Source organism: Thiomonas sp. FB-Cd (genome assembly GCF_000733775.1).
GTDB lineage: Bacteria > Pseudomonadota > Gammaproteobacteria > Burkholderiales > Burkholderiaceae_C > Thiomonas_A.
Map to the genome: position 1 here is coordinate 1,974,974 of NZ_JPOE01000002.1, position 18,274 is coordinate 1,993,247.

General features: G+C 60.4%; 14 protein-coding genes, 1 tRNA gene, 3 pseudogenes and 1 riboswitch. Of the genes and pseudogenes, 14 read left to right on the forward strand and 4 right to left on the reverse strand.

Annotated elements, in window-relative coordinates; all coding sequences use genetic code 11:
- Positions 1-7: 7 nt before the first annotated feature.
- Positions 8-409: a YidB family protein gene (locus CD04_RS0109575; RefSeq protein WP_031406252.1), complete on the reverse strand. Its 402-nt coding sequence runs from the start codon at positions 407-409 to the stop codon at positions 8-10.
- A gap of 368 nt (positions 410-777) precedes the next feature.
- Between CD04_RS0109575 and CD04_RS0109580 the strand changes: the two genes are divergently transcribed.
- From CD04_RS0109580 to CD04_RS0109650, 13 genes and pseudogenes are all read left to right on the forward strand, one after another.
- Positions 778-853, forward strand: a tRNA-Lys gene (locus tag CD04_RS0109580).
- 149 nt (positions 854-1,002) lie between these two features.
- Positions 1,003-1,176 (forward strand): annotated as a pseudogene (locus CD04_RS0109590) (ABC transporter permease); the annotation flags it as partial.
- Positions 1,177-1,444: 268 nt separating this feature from the next.
- On the forward strand, positions 1,445-1,696 hold the full coding sequence (locus tag CD04_RS0109595; protein WP_031406255.1) for an AbrB/MazE/SpoVT family DNA-binding domain-containing protein: 252 nt from the start codon (positions 1,445-1,447) through the stop codon (positions 1,694-1,696).
- Positions 1,693-2,070 (forward strand): type II toxin-antitoxin system VapC family toxin, encoded by a 378-nt coding sequence (locus CD04_RS0109600; protein ID WP_031406257.1) that lies wholly within the window; start codon positions 1,693-1,695, stop codon positions 2,068-2,070. Before CD04_RS0109595 ends, CD04_RS0109600 begins: the two co-directional genes overlap by 4 nt.
- Positions 2,071-2,391: 321 nt before the next feature.
- Positions 2,392-3,183, forward strand: a complete 792-nt coding sequence (locus tag CD04_RS0109610) for an ABC transporter permease (protein ID WP_031406261.1) — start codon at positions 2,392-2,394, stop codon at positions 3,181-3,183.
- Between the two features lie 17 nt (positions 3,184-3,200).
- Positions 3,201-3,983 carry an ABC transporter ATP-binding protein gene (locus CD04_RS0109615; RefSeq protein WP_031406263.1) on the forward strand — a complete coding sequence of 261 codons (783 nt, stop codon included), beginning with the start codon at positions 3,201-3,203 and terminating at the stop codon, positions 3,981-3,983.
- A complete protein-coding gene (locus CD04_RS0109620; RefSeq protein WP_051849068.1) occupies positions 3,983-4,762 on the forward strand; it encodes a glycosyltransferase in 780 nt (259 codons plus the stop codon). Before CD04_RS0109615 ends, CD04_RS0109620 begins: the two co-directional genes overlap by 1 nt.
- 160 nt (positions 4,763-4,922) lie before the next feature.
- The gene (locus tag CD04_RS0109625; protein WP_369792824.1) at positions 4,923-6,800 is read left to right on the forward strand and encodes a glycosyltransferase family 2 protein; all 1,878 of its coding nucleotides are present in this window, start codon (positions 4,923-4,925) and stop codon (positions 6,798-6,800) included.
- 165 nt (positions 6,801-6,965) lie between these two features.
- Complete coding sequence (locus tag CD04_RS0109630) at positions 6,966-9,455, forward strand: glycosyltransferase (protein ID WP_031406268.1); 2,490 nt, start codon at positions 6,966-6,968, stop codon at positions 9,453-9,455.
- Positions 9,448-10,149 (forward strand): glycosyltransferase family 2 protein, encoded by a 702-nt coding sequence (locus CD04_RS0109635; protein WP_031406270.1) that lies wholly within the window; start codon positions 9,448-9,450, stop codon positions 10,147-10,149. The genes CD04_RS0109630 and CD04_RS0109635 overlap by 8 nt, the downstream gene beginning before the upstream one ends.
- Entirely contained in the window at positions 10,146-11,114 is a 969-nt protein-coding gene (locus CD04_RS0109640) for a glycosyltransferase family 2 protein (RefSeq protein ID WP_031406272.1), read from the forward strand. Before CD04_RS0109635 ends, CD04_RS0109640 begins: the two co-directional genes overlap by 4 nt.
- 41 nt (positions 11,115-11,155) lie before the next feature.
- A pseudogene (locus CD04_RS23705) lies at positions 11,156-11,248 on the forward strand (AAA family ATPase); the annotation flags it as partial.
- Positions 11,249-11,270: 22 nt separating this feature from the next.
- Positions 11,271-12,236, forward strand: a pseudogene (locus CD04_RS0109650) (IS4 family transposase); the annotation flags it as partial.
- A 181-nt stretch (positions 12,237-12,417) separates the two neighbouring features.
- Here the strand turns inward: CD04_RS0109650 and CD04_RS23710 are convergent.
- A complete protein-coding gene (locus CD04_RS23710; protein WP_156030206.1) occupies positions 12,418-13,206 on the reverse strand; it encodes a hypothetical protein in 789 nt (262 codons plus the stop codon).
- A 1,788-nt stretch (positions 13,207-14,994) separates the two neighbouring features.
- On the opposite strand from CD04_RS23710, the gene galE reads away from it, so the two are divergent.
- On the forward strand, positions 14,995-15,957 hold the full coding sequence (galE, locus tag CD04_RS0109680; RefSeq protein WP_231480519.1) for a UDP-glucose 4-epimerase GalE: 963 nt from the start codon (positions 14,995-14,997) through the stop codon (positions 15,955-15,957).
- Positions 15,958-16,147: 190 nt separating this feature from the next.
- Here the strand turns inward: galE and CD04_RS24515 are convergent, their stop codons facing one another.
- Together CD04_RS24515 and glyA are read right to left on the reverse strand one after the other, a co-directional pair.
- The gene (locus tag CD04_RS24515; RefSeq protein ID WP_231480520.1) at positions 16,148-16,282 is read right to left on the reverse strand and encodes an antitoxin MazE-like protein; all 135 of its coding nucleotides are present in this window, start codon (positions 16,280-16,282) and stop codon (positions 16,148-16,150) included.
- A 491-nt stretch (positions 16,283-16,773) separates the two neighbouring features.
- On the reverse strand, positions 16,774-18,030 hold the full coding sequence (gene glyA, locus CD04_RS0109690) for a serine hydroxymethyltransferase (RefSeq protein WP_031406284.1): 1,257 nt from the start codon (positions 18,028-18,030) through the stop codon (positions 16,774-16,776).
- Between the two features lie 63 nt (positions 18,031-18,093).
- Positions 18,094-18,210, reverse strand: a riboswitch (ZMP/ZTP riboswitch).
- Between the last annotated feature and the right edge of the window lie 64 nt (positions 18,211-18,274).

The following is an 18,274-nucleotide window of genomic DNA, read 5'->3' on the forward strand; positions in this document are numbered from 1 at the left end:
TTTGATGTCAACCAAAGAGCTTTCCCTTAAGTAATCCGAGACCTTCCTCCAGCAGATTACCCTCGGGAACCTGCCCGTTTGGCGTCAGCTTGTCCACCAGTTGCGGCAGCATTTGTGACAGGGTGGCTGCAGCCTGAGAAGGATCCACCCCGACCTTTGATGCGAGGGCCTGGACCGTGTCGCTGCCAAGGACTTGCTGAATCTGCTCCGCCGAGATGGATTGATTCTGTCCGGTGCCGACCCACGATTGCACCAGATCGCCCAAGCCGCCACTCTTGAACTTCTCAACCAAACCAGCCAAGCCGCCTGGTTGGTTCTGGATCAGATTCATGACTTCGCTGACCATGGGGTTCCCGCTACTTCCCGAGGCCCCGCTGAGAGCGCCCAATGCATCGTCGAACAGGCCCATCTTGCTCTCCTGGAGTGAACGCAATGGGACCAAGGATAGCTCACTGGTCGTGTCAATGCCAAACAGTTGCACCAGCCTGCCAAAGCCGAGGTTGGCACGATCTGGCAACCCGTCGTTGTTCCGGTCACAGCCTTCGCTCCATCGCGCGAAGTAAGCAGCAGTCACCGGCAAACGCACCCGACGTTTGGGTGGACGCGAAGCGGAGCGTGCGCTTTGCACGCTCGCCGGCCTCGCACCGCGGCGCTGCCATGCAGATGCCAGACGCCACAAAGGCAAATGGGATGGTCTCGCTCCGAGCAGCGCTTCGCAAAAAGGATCGCGAACCGACACGCGCGTGGGCAAAAGTACGCTATGATTGTTGGTTCTACGGGGGTATAGCTCAGTTGGTAGAGCAGCTGACTCTTAATCAGTAGGTCCTGGGTTCGAGTCCCTGTGCCCCCACCAATATACGTTGAGCAAGGGCCGCAAGCACACGAAACATCGAATGCTTGCGGCCTTTCCTTTTGTGACCCACATCCAGCTTTCGGGGACAGTCAATCACCGCGTTTAAGATGCCGCATCCGGTCAGCACTGATATTCAAGCCAACCCTTTCATGCCCGCACTGCGCATCGCCTCCCTCGATCTACTGGCCAGCTTGAAATCATGGCGCTTGTGGAGCCTTCTCGGCTGGCTTGAAATTCGCCAGCGCTACGCCCGCTCCAAACTCGGTCCATTCTGGCTCACCATCAGCATGGGCGTACTCGTGGCCTTGCTAGTTGGTGTATTTCGGCAATTTGGTTAGTGGCGGAAATTTGTGGGATTCCGGCGTGCAGCGCCGTGCACGGGAGTTCTGAGCAATTCCGATCCCTCACGGCGTTTCTTTCAGGCGCCTCCTGACCCGCCCCTATCAGAAGTCCTATGCCCGCCGGGCGGCCAGCCCCGTGAACTGGTGCAGTCAGCTTCTGGAAATGACACGGCTTGACGGATATCGAAAGTAAGGCACTTTTGCATTATTGTGCTAACGTCGACCTGCAAATTTGCAAGGACACAGCACCATGACCACATTGACTGTTACCGCACGGGGACAAGTGACGTTTCGGAAGGACGTCCTGCAACACCTCGGCATCAGGCCAGGCGACAAGATCGAGCTCGATTTACTACCAGATGGTCGGGGCGTACTCAAGGCGGCGCGGCCCTCTGGGACGATATCCAGCTTCGTCGGCCTGCTGGCTGGCAGGACGCAGAAGGTTGCCACCATCGAAGAAATCAACGAAGCGGCTGCGCAAGGATGGGCAGGCAAGAAATGAAGGTCGTCGTCGATACCAATGTTCTTGTGCGTGCTGTTGTGGGTGACGATCCCGCGCAAGCGAGGATTGCCGCCATGGTCTTGACCGACGCCAAGTTGATCGCGGTAGCAACGCCGTGTCTGTGCGAATTTGTTTGGGTGCTGCTCCGGGTCTACGGCTTCCAGCAAGCCGACGCCGCCAGCGCGATCCGGGCATTACTTGCCGCAGCGAACGTGGAAGTGAACCGGCCCGCGGTCGAGGCAGGCTTGCTGGTGCTCGACGCGGGCGGAGATTTTGCCGATGGCGTTATTGCCTACGAGGCCAATTGGCTTGGCGGGGAGACCTTTGTTTCCTTCGACAAGAAGGCGGTTGCACTTCTCACGACTCAAGGGTAATCAACGCGCCTTTTGTGACCCAGGCCGCCGCGCGTCGCACGTCTTAGGACTCACGCGACAATGCCAAAAGAAACCTTGCGCCGGAGCCACAATGACACCATAATGGCTCAATCATGAAAAATGCGCGCAAAGAATCACGCCTCCGCTCAATGGTGCGCATCAACCTGCGCATCCCCTCGGAGGTGATCGAAGCCATCGACGCCGAGCGCTCGTGTCGAGCCGGCAGTATCTCGCGGAACACGTGGATTACCGAAGCCGTGGCTGAGAGGCTGAAGGTCTGTCTAGCGTCGAGCACGGATTCAGGCTCAAGAGGGGAATGAGTTGGCTGTTCTTGATTGTGCGATCAACGATTTGTTTGAAAGCCTGAGGGCTTGGCGTCTCTGGTCCTTGCTCGGCTGGCTGGAGATCCGGCAGCGCTATTCGCGTTCCAAGCTGGGGCCATTGTGGCTGACCATCAGCATGGGAGTCATGATCGGCACGCTGGGCGTGGTGTACGGCACCCTGTTCGGGCAGAAGTTGGGCGACTATTTACCGATGGTGGCTGTCGGGCTGGTGGTCTGGACCCTGTTCTCGACCATCGTCAACGAGGGGAGCATGGCCTACATCTCCAGCGCGAACTACATCCGCCAGGTCCGAACGCCGCGCTTGCTCTACGTGCTGCAGGCGGGTTGGCGCAATTGCGTGATCTTCGCGCACAACTTCGCCATCGTACTGCTCGTTCTGGCGATCCTCGGGGTCAAGTCTTGGGCGGTGCTGCCACTGTTCGTTCCAGGGATCGCCCTGCTGGTGCTCAACGCTTTGTGGATGGCTGCGTTCGCTGGCCTGCTGTCGGCGCGTTTTCGCGATTTGCCGCAGATCGTGGCGGCGTTACTGCAGGTTGCCTTCTACGTGACGCCGATCTTGTTCAGCGGAACCATGCTGGCTGGCAAACACCACTGGATTGTCGCGTTCAATCCCCTGTCCTATCTGATCGACGCCGTGCGCGAACCCTTGTTGGGGCAGGCGCCGTCGGCGACGACCTGGGTCGTAACTGGCGGGATGGCTGCGCTTGGCTGGGTCTTGGCACTTGCCCTTACGGGCCGATTTCACAAGCGCATCCCGTACTGGGTCTGACTTCATACGGTTCGCCAATGTCTTCTCGCCTGACCCTGACCGATGTTCACCTGGACCTGCCGATCTTCGACGTCTCGGCGCAGTCGCTGAAAAAGCGGGTTATGCGCTTGGGGCGACGCAATCGCATCGCTGAGGACAACACTGGCGTGGTGATCGTCAAGGCGATTGATGGCCTCAGCCTAGCGCTCGAGAGCGGGGATCGCCTCGGATTAATCGGCCACAACGGCGCGGGCAAGAGCACGCTGCTGCGCGTCATGGCGGGGATCTATCCGCCGACAGCCGGCTCTGTCGATGTGCATGGGAAGATTGTTCCTCTGCTGGACATCGCGCTGGGGATGGACGACCAGTCCACCGGCCGTCAGAACATCAGGTTGCGAGGTCTGCTGCTCGGCATGAACGACGCCGAGATCAGGCGCAAGACCGAGGAGATCATCGACTTCACGGAACTCGGGGACTACCTTGATCTTCCATTGCGCACCTATTCCTCCGGCATGCGGGTGCGACTGGCGTTCGCCGTCTCGACTGCGGTTGAGGCAGAGATCCTTTTGCTTGACGAGGTTCTTGGGGTGGGCGATGCGAGCTTCCAAGAGAAGGCCAACCGACGGCTGCTGGACCTCCACAATCGTGCAGAAATCGTCGTACTTGCGATCCACACGGCCGAGGTCATTCGCAAGACATGCAGCAAGGTGCTGTGGATGGAACGCGGCAAGTTGCGCATGCTTGGTGGTGTCGATGAGGTGCTGAGCGCCTATGAACAGTCCATGCGCGTCAGCGATCTAAACCCCAAGGGCGCGAGCTGATGGCGCCTTTGTCCGCGGTGCTCGATTTGGGGCAACAGGCAAGCGCTCCTCGCGTCACCGTGTCCGTGGTGTCGCACGGCCAGCGCAGCTTGGTGGCTTCGCTGCTTGCGCAACTCGCAGACTTGCACGATTCCGATATCGGGCGTGTGGTCGTCGTACACAACCTGCCGGACGACGAGCTTCCAAGGCCACAGCACGCGGAATTTGAGTTGCTACAGATGCACAACGAGAAGCCGCTTGGGTTTTCCGCCAACCACAACCGTGCCTTCGCCCATTGCGCTACGCCTTGGTTCGCGGTGTTGAATCCGGACATCGACTTTCACTTCGACAATCCATTTCCAGTTCTGTTCGGCGCCGTTGCGGCAGAGCCACGCCTCGGGGCTGTAGCGCCAGTCTTGCTCCAACCGGGGACGTTGCATGCAGAGCCAAATCGTGGCGTTGTCACTCCGCTGGAATTGATTCGTCGTCGCCTCCCAGGGTGGCGACCTCCAGCTGAGCCGTCTTGGCTTGTTGGCGCTTTCATGATGGTTCGCGCCGATGTGTTCGCGTCGCTCGATGGCTTTGATGAGCGATTCCGTCTGTATTGCGAAGACATCGACCTTGGCTTGCGAGTGCGCGACGAGGGGTGGGGCATCCAGCGTGTCAATGGCGCGCGGGTTGTGCATCAGACGCAACGGAGCAGCCACCGGCGGTTCAAGTACACCCTTATGCATCTGATCAGCTTGCTCCAATTGTGGTTCAAACTTTTGCGCGATTGTTCTTGTTCGCCCCACTTCTGAGTTAGGCATGCAAAACGAGAACCACGCGCGAGATCTTCTCCACCGCGTTACGCGCAAGGTGCTGAAAACGGCACACAGGGCCTTGTTCCTGGTTCGCAGGGACCGCCGCGCCTTGCGGCGTGCGATCTATCAGCGCGTTCCAGCCTTTGTCAGGATGCGCATGGCGCAAACACGTCTTCTTCATGCGGTTAGTCAGTCGTGGAGTGACTTTGTCGCAGGGTCATCTGGCAATCGCCCGGCACTGGATGCACTTGCCCGCAACCGATCGCGAAATGCCGAACGAACCCATGCGCCACGCGAAGCCGACACCATCGACGTTTCGGTCGTGACCTACAACAGCGAACGCTGGATTGCTGCGTTTATGACGTCGTTGCTCGCACAGGACTATCCCACGTCCCGCATGAACTTGATGTTCGTTGACCACGGATCGCACGATGGCACCGTGGACATCTTGCGCAGCATGCAAGAGCGCTTTCGCGCACGTTTCGCCGGGTTCACGCTGCTGCAGCAGGAAAACAAGGGCTTCGGCGCGGGTCACGACCACGCGGTGCGCGCCTCGAAATCAGATTTGATACTGATTTCCAACGTCGACCTCGAATTCCGCGCGGACAGCCTGAGCCGGGTGATCGCCGTAGCGCGTGCCGACGCGGACCATGTCGCCGCATGGGAATTGCGACAACTGCCGTTCGAGCATCCCAAGCATTACGATCCGGTGACCCTTGAGACGAACTGGCAGTCCCATGCCTGCGTGCTGATGCGGCGCGACGCGTACCTACGCGTCGGCGGATACGAGCCGAAGATCTTCATGTACGGCGAAGATGTCGAGTTGTCGTATCGCCTGCGTTCGTACGGTTACACGCTCCGCTACGTGCCGTCCGCGGCCGTCATCCATCACAGCTATGCCGACGAGGCGACCCTGCTCAAAGCGCTGCAGTACACCGGTAGCACACTCGCCAATTTGCTGATCCGTCTACGCTACGGCACGGTCAGGGATGTATTGATCGGGTTCATGCTCTACCTCGGACTGCTTTTCCGGCTGCGACAGCCGTTCCCTGGCGTGCGCCGCGTCTTGGTGCGCAACCTCGCGTACGCCCTGCGGCATATCGCATATTTCAAGCGCGGGCGCGGCACCGCGCCCGCGCATTTTCCATTCAGGGCCTTCGATTTCGAACTGCGACGCGAGGGGGCGGCATGCCGGTGCGAGATCCCTAGCGAGATCCAACGCGTGACCGTCATCACGCGCACCTACGAAACGGCTGATCGAGCGATGTTGCTCGCCCAGTGCGGCTCCAGCGTCGCCAACCAGACGTATCCGGACATCGAGTGGCTAGTCGTCCAAGACGGCCCGGGGTCGAGCGCGCGCGGCGTGGTCGAGCGCGTGGCGGCCCGTGCTCCGTGGCTGCACACGCGTTTCATAGAGTGCCCACCCGAGGGCCGATCGCACGCCGGGAACGAGGCGCTTAAGCAGGCGACGGGCGCTTTCTGTATGTTCCTTGACGACGACGATCTGCTGTATGCGGACCACGTTGAGTCGTTATATGTCGCATTGGAGAAGGAAGCGGGCGCGACCGCCGCCTACGCGCTATCGTTCGAAGTGCGTGTGGCAGACGATGGTGGCGCACGCGTCGACGGTGCTTTCAGCACGCCAAGCATTTTCCGGCAGCCTTGGGACTACGATGTTCTCCTCGACCACAACTTCATTCCGATCCAGTCGATCCTTTTCAAGCGCGAACTGTTTCGCGATTACGGCGGCTTCGCGCGCGAACTTGACCAGCTAGAGGACTGGAATCTCTGGTTACGCTACGGCTATCGGAATCGATTCGTCTACCTACAAAAAACGACGAGCATATTCTATACGCCGATAAGGGCGAAGGACCGTCTGCGGCGGCACCTTGCGTTGCACCAAGCCTACATCCAGGCGAAAGAGCACGCCCTGGACGAGATCGAGAAGCGCGGGCTGGGGGATTTGCAGCTGCCGCGGCAGCAGGATCGACGTTTCGGGCGGCCTCAAAACCATCCGGTAAGGTGCCGTGAATGACAAGAACGACACACCGACAGCTGCAATCCGAAGAGCGCATGCGCGGCGAGATCTGGGAAGCCGAGAACGTCAGCCTGCAGGATAGGTCCTGGCCAACCGCACCGACCAGGACCTCACTCAATAATCCGCAGGGTGTTGCGCTTCGCACTTGAAACCGACCGTCCTATGAAAAACGAACGTAACGAAGAGAATCCATATAACGACTCTTTCTATCAGGCGCAGCAGGATCGAAGTTTGAGCTCGGCGCGAGTGATCCTCGGCAGGGTTTTTCCGATGCTCAACCCTGATGCCAAGTGCGTGCTTGACGTTGGTGGCGGCGTCGGCACTTGGTTACTGGCTGCGTCTGAACTTGGTGCGCAGGACATTCTGTGCATCGACGGGGATTACGTTGATCGCTCGATGCTTCAGATCAATCCGATCTATTTCCAAGCCGCTGACATAGCCAATGAGCGCCTTGGCAGTATCCTCGCCCGCAGGACGCGCCAAACGTTCGACCTAACGATTTGCCTAGAGGTAGCTGAACATCTGCCATTCGAGCGCGCGGCATCTCTCGTCGACGACCTCACGGCAACGGCGGACACAATCCTGTTCTCTGCAGCGCTGCCATATCAGTACGGCGTAAACCATATCAACGAGCAGTGGCCTGAATTCTGGGCAATATTGTTCCGCGCACATGGCTACTCATGCTACGACTGCCTCCGCGAGGAGATCTGGAACCATCCAGACGTCGATTGGTGGTACGCCCAGAATGCACTGCTCTTCGCCAGGAATGGATCAGCGGCAGCTGATCGCTTGGTGCAATACTCCAAGCCGGTTGTGCTGCCGCTCGCTCGCGTGCACCCGGAGAATTTTCTTTCTAACGCCCTGATCCTCCACCGTCGCCACCGCCTGTCGGCGAGCGCAGAAGAGCTGGCGGACTATCGCTGCATCGTGCGCTCGTACGCGGCGCGTAGGACCATTATTCCGCGCTTGGAGGCCGTTGCGCGCGCCTCGAGCAATGAAGGCGATCCATACAGCGCATTTCCTTACACCAGGACCGAGGTCAGCCAGCCGGAACAAGAGCTCGCCGAACTGAGCGCCGCGTTAGCCGAGAAGCAACGGCTGGCTGTTGAGCTGACTGAGACGGTTGAGCGGCTGACGGCGCAAAACGAACAGCAGAGCGTTCACAGCGCCGAACTGAGCGCCGAACTGAGCGCCGCGTTAGCCGAGAAGCAACGGCTGGCCGTGGAACTCGGGGCGGTGCTCTCGTCAGCCGCATGGAAGGCCACGTTGCCGATCCAACGCGCGGCATCCCACCTGCCGCCGCCGGTCCGGCGACTCGCCCGGGGTGCGGCCAAGATGGTCTGGTGGACACTGACCATGAAATTGCGCCAGCGGCTCGCCGAGCGGCGGCGTCAAGAAGTATCGGCCCACGGGCAGGTGATCGCCGCTTTGCGACGAGCCACCATGGCCGCGCCGCGCGCCGCTGCGCTCCGCCGGCCTTCCGGCTTCCGCCCGGTGCTCGGAGTGGCACGCCTTACTCAGACTCCTGGCCGGGTTCTGATCGTTGCCGACTTGCTGCCGCTTTTTGATCAGTGCAGCGGCGGCCTGCGCCTGAAAACCCTGATCGGCATAATGGGCCAATCCGGTTACCGCATGGTGTTCGGTTCATTCGCTGCGCTCGATGCTCAGCCCGGCATCCTCGCCTCGGCACAAGGTCGTCAACGCTACGAAGAAGCACTGCGCTGCGCTGGTGTCGTCGAAATTCTCTACGGCATCGATGCCATCGACCGTTTCATCACGACCTCGGAGAACTCGCTCGCTTGGGCCTTCCTGTCATTCCCGCAGATCGCCGCGCGCTTCCTGCCGGTGCTGCGCAGCCATTCCCCGGCGACGCGCGTGATCTACGACATGGTCGACTTCCACGGCTTACGCCTCCGCCGCGAGGCTGAACTGCGCAATGATGAGGCAATCCGGGAAAAGGCGCTGCAGCAGCAGGCCGTGGAAGTGGCTTGCGCGGAAGCGGCTGACCTCACCCTCGCTGTGACCGAAGAGGAAAGGGGCGCGTTGCTGGCGCTCGCACCGGAGGCGGTGGTAGAAGTGTTGCCGAATGTGTTTGAACTGCCGCCGCGCGGCCTGGCAAGTCCCGAAGGCCGGAGTGGCCTTTTTTTCGTTGGAGGCTTCTGGCACGCCCCGAACAACGACGCGGTGTTCTGGTTTGTCGAACGTATTTTTCCCGAGTTACGCAAGGCAATTCCGGATCTCGTTCTCCGTATTGCTGGAGCCAATGCCGGCGCGGACGTCCTCGCGCTGGGCAAAATCACCGGCGTCGAGGTTCTCGGCTTCGTCGAAGATCTGGAACCCCTATATCGTTGCCACCGTGCATTTGTCGCACCGCTGCGCTACGGAGCGGGCATGAAGGGCAAGGTGGGACAAAGCATGGCTTACGGGCTGCCCGTAGTTGCGACCCCCGTCGGCGCGGAGGGCATGGGCCTGGAGACAGAGGTTCAGGTGCTGATCGCCGAGGGCGAAAGCGCTTTTGTCGCGCAAGTGCTGCGGCTGCTGCGCGATGACCAGCTGTGGACGCGCCTCGCGGTCGCCGGCCGCGAACATATTGAGAAAAACTATTCGGTGGACGCTGTGCGGGAACGCTTGGGGGCCTTGCTCCGTGGCTAAGATCCTTGTCGTCGGCGTGTACCTTGCTAATCGGCCCAATACCGCCGTGCATCTGATGTACGAACTCCAGTCCAGCGTCGCACATACAGTGGTCCAGCGCTGGGCGGCAATCGCCCCGGGGCAGCGGGGTCGCTTCGACCTGCCATGGACCAAGATGGTACTCACCGAAAGGACGCCGAAGTTCACTATTCTCAATCAACTGGCGAACGACGCCCTCGATTTCGACTGGTTATTGCTCTGCGACGACGATGTCGAGGTCTCGGAAGGATTTCTAGACTGGTTCATCGAACTGGCTGGGAAATATGACTTCGCCGTGGCGCAGCCGGCGCGCACCGCAGACAGCTTCATCGACCACCCGATCGTGCAGGTGATGCCAGGCCTGAAGGCTCGGCGGACGCGTTTCGTCGAAATTGGCCCTGTCGTCTGCCTGCGCCGCGATGCCATTCCCCTGCTGCTACCCTTCCCTGAAGATTGTGGCATGGGCTGGGGCCTTGATCTGGTCTGGCCGGTGCGCCTGGAACGCGCCGGACTGCGTCTTGGCATAGTCGATGCAGCCCCCGTGGCGCACCGCTTGCGCCCCCCCACTGCCGCCTATGACGGCGGCGAGGCGAGCCAGAACATGTGTTGGACACTGGCTCGGCACGCGCATCTCGGGTTGGACGAGGCGTTCACCATCCTGGATGCTTACGCATGATGCCGGAGATCTCCGCCCTGCTGACGACATACAACCGCGCGCATCTACTGCCGCGCGTCCTGCAGGGCCTTGCCGAGCAGCGGTTATCGATCTCACGCTTCGAGATCGTCGCGATCGACGACGGGTCATCGGACACAACTCCGCAGGTGCTTTCCGCTTGGCAGGACCGGCTGCCGCTGCGCATCGTGCGCCAGCAGCATGCCGGACTTGCCGCGGCAAAGAATCTCGGGTTGTTCGTCGCACGTGCGCCGATCATCGTTTTTCTCGACGACGATGACGTGGCCGAGCCTGATTTGCTGCTCGCGCATCTTGCTACCCATCTGGCGAACCCCGATCCAGCGGTGGCCGTCCTCGGCTATACGACCCTTGCCCCGGAAATCGGCGCGCTGCCAGTCATGCATCACGTGACCCAGGTCGGATGTCAGCTTTTTTCCTACGGCTGGATGAAGCCCGGCCAGTTCCTGGATTACAAAGCCTTCTGGGGTGGGCGCAGTTCATGCAAGCGCAGCCTGCTGGTACAGCACGGAATATTTCAACCCGACTTCCAGTTCGGCTGCGAGGACATTGAGCTCGGCTGGCGGCTGGCGTCGCGGGGCCTGCGCGTCATCTACCAGCCTCGCGCGCATGCGGTGATGATCCGCGCCCTGAGCTTCAATGACTTCTGTGCGCGTTCCTACCGTCAGGGACGCTCGCAGTACAGGTTTGCTCGCCTCCACGATGTCGCCGAAGTGCACGCCTACTGCGAGATCGACTCCGCGCTCGCAGCATGGAGCCAGCACGGCCCCGACTACGCCGCGCACTTGGCCTGGGCAGGCAAGATGGATCGTTTGGCGAATGCTTGGCAACGCGGCGAAATCGCCCTGGACCCACGGTTCCAGCAAACCCTGGGCGAGGCCTATCGCCAGGCTTTTTTCCTTTCGCGCGCGAAAGGCGTTGCCGATGCCGCCAGCGACGCGGCTTCGTGAGCAAACGCCAGGCCATGAGCCCCAACGCCCCCCCCCGCGGCCTCGATACAGCTCGCTGGCTCATTGAGCACCTGCTTCAGGCCGAGCACGAGGACCGGGCGATGCGCTCGGTACGGTACCAGCTGGCCGCGTCTTTGAATTGACCGTTTGACGGACAAAGCCATCGGCATGGGGATAAAAGTGTCGCCGGCGCGCTCCACGCTGTCCGATGCGTTGACTCAGCGCGATTGGCGCATCTGTCACGCGCTGGCGCAACGCTTGATCGCGCGAGCCCGGGCGCTGTATGCGCAGGAGCCTTCGGACTTGGGGCTCGACGCCACGGTTTACGCCCTGGACTCCACCACCATTCATCTGTGCCTGAGCCTGTTCGACTGGGCCCCGTTTCGCTCCACCAAGCCCGCCATCAAGCTGCACACGCTCTTGGACTTGCGTGGGGCGATTCCCGCCTTCATTCACATCAGCGACGGCAAACTGCACGATGTCAACGTGCTCGACATCCTGCGCGTGGAGGCTGGAGCGTTCTACGTGATGGACCGGGGCTACGTGGATTTCGCGCGGCTGTATGCACTGCATCAGGCCGGCGCCTTCTTCATCACGCGAGCCAAGAAGGGCATGGACGCGCGGCGGGTGTACTCGGCTGCCACCGACCGCAGCATGGGGGTGATCTGCGATCAGAGCATCCGCTTCAACGGCTTTTACGCGAGCCGGGACTATCCCGAGCATCTGCGCCGCATTCGTTTCAAAGACCCCGAATCGGGCAGGACGCTGATCTTCCTGACGAACAACACGAGCCTGCCAGCCTTGACGATCGCCGCACTCTACAAGAGCCGCTGGCAGGTCGAACTCTTCTTCAAATGGATCAAGCAGCATCTGCGGATCAAGCGTTTTCTGGGCACCAGCGAGAACGCGGTGAAAACGCAAATCTGGTGCGCCATCGCCACCGACGTGCTGATTGCCATCATCAAAAAGGAGCTTCACCTCGATGCCTCGCTCTACACATGTCTACAGATTCTGTCGGTCTCGGTTTTCGAGAAAACCCAGCTTTCATGCGCCTTGCAGCCCGATCGTACCCAACCCGAACTCGCCTCGGTCGCTAACCAATTGAATCTGTTCGAAATTTAACCGGACACTACTGGTCATCACCGAATCTTTACGAACTCGGGCGAACTAGCATCAGATGCTGCGCGAACTCGCCTGCCTTGCGCTCAACGGCCCAGCGCTGCGACTGGCCGCCGCTTGAAAATGAATAAATCAGGGCCGACGAAGTGAAGGTCAGGTGCTAGCACCTAACCCCTTGTTCCGTCTAGGCTGGGGTGGGCGTTTTCAGCAGGTTTCGGGCTCGGGCTGTCGAACTCCGGTGCTCGCGCCTCTCGGCGTGATAGTCCCCAGCCCCCGCGAGGCCTCGCCACGACAGAGCCCTCTTCGCATATTTGGTGGCGGAGTGGCTTCCAAGAACGACCTCCACTTGATCCAGCGGCATGACGCGCTTTGAGTTCGCCGCGAACTGATGCCGAAATGAATAAAAGGAATAAGATCGCTCACCGTTCCAGATTTCAGTGCAGACCCTATTGAGGTATTTGGTACAGGCATGTTGAAATTTCTCAAAGCCCCGATCGGATTTGGCCTTGGCGGCAGCGACATTCGCGAGATGCTCGGAGACAAAGGCGACATCGCTGGGTGCAATCGTTTGGACGCGCATTTCCCCGAGTTCGAGATCGGGTATTTCGACATTCGCGTCACGGAGGAGGCCGTCGGCTGCTTGGACGGTTGCAACCCTCCGCCCGACGAGTTTTGAAGCCAGCTGAGTACGTTGGAATGCAGGGATTTTTTGATGCACTTTGGCCCGCTTGACATGGAGTTTGTTTTCCGCATCCAGCCAAGCTTCATTCCATTCGACTGGGCGCAATCCCGTCGCCAGCGTCGCGTTCACAAAGCAAAGGACTCTTCGGCCCGCCGCCTTGCGTTGGTCAAGTGCCTCTTGCAATAAGCTCAGATCGTGGCGGCCAATCTTTTTTTCAGCGTGGTTAATCAGCGTGAATAGATCCCACTCCTCCGGAGCGATCTGTTGAATTTGAGGGTCCGGCTCGATCAAAAGAGCACACGCCTGAATGCAATCGTCTTTTACCGTCTAATCAGCGCACCGGTCGATCCAGACCCCCAACTCTGCGAGCAGGGCGGTGCGGTAGCGTAAATAGGTCGACCGCGTGTATTGTCCACCCTCCGCTTTATGGAGGAATAACTTCACGGCAAAGGTAGCGGTTATCGGTAGCCCCATCGCAGGGTTCACTTTGGCAACCCATTCATGACAGGAGCGCCAGACTGCGCGCCGCGTGTCCAAGTTGGCGATTTTCGTGGTCCGCTTGATCGCGGGCCCGATGCCAGCAGCCTTGTCCAAATCGAATGCCGCCATTTGAAGATGCTTTGAGGGCAAATCGAACGCATAGAAAAGGCCGGGCTCCCAGAACCCGCACGCAGACATTGGGGAGGCCGTCTCGCTTTGGGCCTTGGCCCCCGGTTCAATGGGTGTTGGCGCACTGGCCCTCTCACTTGGCGAAGAATTCGTAGGCATCGGCTGACTCCTTCTTAGGAAAATCGCTTCCATTGCTAAAGGTAGGGGATATCTTGGTGTCTCTTGTTGATATGACAACGGACAAACACTGATTTTCCAAACCTCTCCGTTTGCCAGGCGCTGCCATGCAGCTGATCCAGCTGCTCCCGCAGATCATCCGGCCTGCTCGCGCCCGCATCCAGCTCAGCCTCGAGCATACGCGATGAACCGATCATGCCGGTTAAGAGGCAGCGGCGGTGATTATGCCATCCCCCTAGTCCGGGAGTTCCATTCCTTTGGAAGTCGCGCACCGATTAACCTGGATGCCAATCCCGTAGGCGTCACGTCTGTTTCGAAAAGGATCCGCGATCGCTGGGGTCCACAATACTTGTACCGGCTTTGAAAGGAACGTGGCCAATGGGTCAGGCGTGTTTGCGCCAATCGGCGTCGCTCGCCTCTGGCTGGCGCGTGGTAAGGCATTCAACCTGTCTGAACCTTGGCCTGATACTGTTATTTGCAAGGTGGATTCGATCACTCCATCGGAGTGATCTTGCGTGCCACGATTCAACATGCGAAATCCTGTGGCGAGCCCCCAAAGACCTCTCTTGGCGGAGGCTTTGGCATTGACGAAGCAGAACTGGCTACCCCGATTTGATCCCGCACATTCGTCGCTTATGTTCAAGTCTCGGCCTCCCGTTGGGCGGCTGAATGATTATTCGACATGTGTTCCGATTAAGACGCATGGAATGCGTGAAGAGCGCTGCCGCGAGTGACCGGTTATACAGGCGCACAAGCATCAAGAGCGATGCATCGGACTCGAAGACTCGACGGAGTTCGCTTGCCAGGAACCATCGCTCTGGTTTTGATGATCAGTCGCACTTTATTATTCGCATCGTCGATTTGAACAATGGTTTTTTATTCCATCGTGATGGCCCATTCGCCAAGGGCCCGCACGCAGCCCTGCTTCTGATGGAGATGACGGCAATTGGCTTGTCCGTGCGCATTCGTCAATCAAGAGGCAGGCAACGCGGATAAGGCCACACCGGCGCTTGGATAGTTCAGCATGCTTTCGGGTGATGGCAGCAGCTTGATCGCCTTGATTAATATCCAAGCGGTTGATGGTTTTTGATGGATGGAGTGACGGTGTGCTTTAATCAAGCATGTGAATGAGTAAACCTCATTCGGCAGCCGTCGCCTTCGCTTTCGGAGCGCGACATGGATGGCGCCAGAGCCCGTTGTTAGACACCTTGTCACCCACCAGGAGACCCAGTTGACTGCGACCGTTCCCATCTTCGTCACCGGGGGGCCGGCTACATCGGCTCGCATACCTGCGTGGCTCTCATCCAGGCCGGCTACACGCCGGTCGTGTACGACAACCTGTGCAATAGCAGCGCCGAATCGCTGGCGCGTGTCGAGCGCATCACGGGGGTCAGACCCGTATTCATCCGAGCCGATGTTCGCGATGGCACTGCGCTGGACGCTGCATTCACGCAGCACAGCGTGAAAGCGGTCATTCACTTCGCCGGGCTCAAGGCGGTGGGTGAGTCGGTGAAGATGCCTCTGGCGTACTTCGATAACAACGTGGGCGGCACACTTGCGCTGCTGCAGGCCATGCAGCGGACAAAGGTGCACAACATCATTTTTTCATCGTCGGCCACGGTGTATGGCGATCCGGCCTCTGTGCCCATTCGGGAAGATTTTCCCCTGAGTGCCACCAACGCCTATGGCCGCAGCAAGCTGATGATCGAGGAAATCCTTGGTGACTTGTACCGCGCCGAGCCGCAATGGCGCATCGCCCGTCTGCGTTATTTCAACCCGGTGGGGGCGCACGAAAGCGGGCTCATCGGCGAGGACCCGCGCGGCATTCCCAACAATCTGATGCCCTACGTCACGCAAGTGGCCATTGGTCGACTGGAGAAATTGCGCATTTTTGGGGGTGACTGGCCGACGCCGGATGGCACCGGCGTGCGTGATTACATCCACGTGATGGATCTAGCCGAAGGACATGTGGCTGCCCTTCGGCATCTGCTGGACCATCCGGGCATGTTTACCGTCAACCTGGGCACTGGGCAAGGCTATTCGGTGCTGCAAATGGTGCAGAGCTTCGGCCACAGCATCGGGCGCGCGTTGCCCTATGAAATCGTGGCGCGCCGGCCTGGCGACATCGCCGAATGCTGGGCGGATCCAACAGCGGCGCAACAGCTGCTTGGGTGGAAAGCCAGGCGCGGACTGGATGCGATTTGCGCCGACGGCTGGCGCTGGCAGCAGGGCAATCCGCAAGGGTACGGAGCCTAAATCGCTGGTGACCAACCGCGCACGGACCTTGAGGCTTGCTTGGGTGCGCCAACCTGCCCAATGCTGGCGTCGGCCAAGGCTCGCTGGCGTTGCGGTTAACTGCCTGAGCAAGTGCGTTCATCGGCCAATGCGGGTCACGGTTTGCCATGGTCGCCTTGCAGAAAAACCATGACCAGGTCGGCTCGTTGCGTCATTCCCAACCCTCAACGTGGGTTGCCGCCTCTTCGGTGAAGCGCGAAACGTCGGCTTCTGCCGGGTCGCCCTTGAGGCTTTGGCACTGCTGGCGCACCTGCGTCACGAACTCAGGCGAGCGGGTGTCCGGCACCCAAAACTGGACAGGCCGCAGCCCCGCAGACGCATGCGCGCGCGGTGACGCGCTACCTTGTCCGTCGATTCGTGGGTTGATGGCACGATGCCCTCCATTGGTTGCACGTGCAGTTACATGATGCTTCACATGCCACCATGATGCAACTCAAGCTGAGCCGCAGCTTCGTGCAGGCAAACAACCAACATGGTGCAACGTCGGCATGGTGGGCGTGCCTGCCCTCGCGCCGAGGTCGACAGGCGCGTTCGGCCTGCGCCAACGGAGTCGAAGAAACAAGCGCGGTCAGCGGAACAGCCCTGGCAATATGCAAAACGGCTGAGACTTCCTTCCCGCCCTTGTTCCCACCCACAAATCGGAAACACCCAGAGTCAGCACGCCGCAATCGACGCGGGTCGCTGGCGGCAGGAAGGGGAGCGCATCCCACCCCCAAATCCGCGGGCGGCTTGGGGCTGGCCGCGGCCAAAAACCGCAGCCTGCCGCCTCCGCCGAAGTCAGGCCTGTTCGCCCGAGTACACCGGATGCGTGTCCGCCAGAACCTTGACCGCTGCTTGCACGCGTGTCAGAACGGCCGCGTCTTGCGGTGCGTCGAGCATGTCGGCGATGAGGTTGGCGGTCTGCACCACCTGCGCTTGCTTGAAGCCGCGCGTCGTCATCGCCGGCGTGCCCACGCGAATGCCGGAGGTGACCATCGGCTTTTGCGGATCGTTCGGGATTGCGTTCTTGTTCACCGTGATGTGGGCCTGCCCAAGCAATGCTTCGGCCTCCTTGCCAGTGATGCCCTTGGCCCTGAGGTCGACCAGCATCAGATGGCTTTCGGTGCGACCCGAGACGATCCGCAGCCCGCGCTGCTGCAACGCCTGCGCCATGGTCTGCGCATTGGTCAGGACCTGTTGCTGGTAGACCTTGAACTCCGGCTCCAGGGCCTCCTTGAAGGCCACGGCCTTCGCGGCGATGACGTGCATCAGCGGCCCGCCCTGAAGTCCTGGAAAGATGGCCGAATTGATGGCCTTCTCGTGCTCCGCACGGCTGAGGATGATGCCGCCGCGCGGTCCGCGCAGGGTCTTGTGGGTGGTGGAGGTGACGACGTCGGCATGCGGCACCGGGTTGGGATACACACCGGCGGCGATGAGCCCGGCGTAATGCGCCATGTCCACCATGAAGATGGCCCCGACGTCCTTGGCAACCTTGGCGAAGCGCGCAAAATCGATGCGCAGGCTGTACGCCGAGGCCCCGGCGATGATCAGCTTGGGCTTGTGCTGGTGGGCCAGCGCTTCCATGCGGTCATAGTCGATCTCTTCCTGGGCGTTCAGACCGTAAGGCACGATGTTGAACCACTTGCCACTCATGTTCAGCGCCATGCCGTGGGTGAGGTGGCCGCCTTCGGCCAGGCTCATCCCCATGATGGTGTCGCCGGGTTTGAGAAAGGCGAGGAACACGGCCTCGTTGGCCTGCGCCCCCGAATGGGGCTGCACGTTGGCGGCCTCGGCGCCAAACAACTGCTTGACACGCTCGATGGCCAGCGTTTCGGCCACGTCCACATATTCGCAGCCGCCGTAGTAGCGCTTGCCCGGGTAGCCTTCGGCGTACTTGTTGGTGAGCTGGGTGCCTTGCGCCTGCATCACCGCCGGTGACGCGTAGTTCTCCGAAGCGATGAGCTCCAGGTGATCGTGCTGGCGACGGTTTTCGTGCTGGATGGCGTCCCAGAGTTGCGGATCGGTCTGGGCGATGGAGATGGTGCGGTCGAACATGCGAAAGGGTCCTTGCAGGCTGCATTGGGATGCATACCCGCTCGCGCTCGAGCGGGTATGGGTGCGGAGAGCCCAGGCGAACGGCAGCGAACCCTGCGCTTCCCGGTGGTTGGTCCACCTCGACGGGCCGCAAGCGGAGCCTTCCGCCGCGTCGTCTTATCGCCAGTTGCGCAGACGCAGAATGGTACAGCAGCAAACCGTCATCGCGAGCGCCGCTCAGCCAATTCCCGACGCCCGGCAAGCC

Coding starts and splice junctions, on each gene's coding strand:
- CD04_RS0109575 (WP_031406252.1), bottom strand. CDS start 409: ATGGGCCTGTTCGACGATGCATTGGGCGCTCTCAGCGGGGCCTCGGGA.
- CD04_RS0109595 (WP_031406255.1), top strand. CDS start 1,445: ATGACCACATTGACTGTTACCGCACGGGGACAAGTGACGTTTCGGAAG.
- CD04_RS0109600 (WP_031406257.1), top strand. CDS start 1,693: ATGAAGGTCGTCGTCGATACCAATGTTCTTGTGCGTGCTGTTGTGGGT.
- CD04_RS0109615 (WP_031406263.1), top strand. CDS start 3,201: ATGTCTTCTCGCCTGACCCTGACCGATGTTCACCTGGACCTGCCGATC.
- CD04_RS0109620 (WP_051849068.1), top strand. CDS start 3,983: ATGGCGCCTTTGTCCGCGGTGCTCGATTTGGGGCAACAGGCAAGCGCT.
- CD04_RS0109625 (WP_369792824.1), top strand. CDS start 4,923: ATGGCGCAAACACGTCTTCTTCATGCGGTTAGTCAGTCGTGGAGTGAC.
- CD04_RS0109630 (WP_031406268.1), top strand. CDS start 6,966: ATGAAAAACGAACGTAACGAAGAGAATCCATATAACGACTCTTTCTAT.
- CD04_RS0109640 (WP_031406272.1), top strand. CDS start 10,146: ATGATGCCGGAGATCTCCGCCCTGCTGACGACATACAACCGCGCGCAT.
- glyA (WP_031406284.1), bottom strand. CDS start 18,030: ATGTTCGACCGCACCATCTCCATCGCCCAGACCGATCCGCAACTCTGG.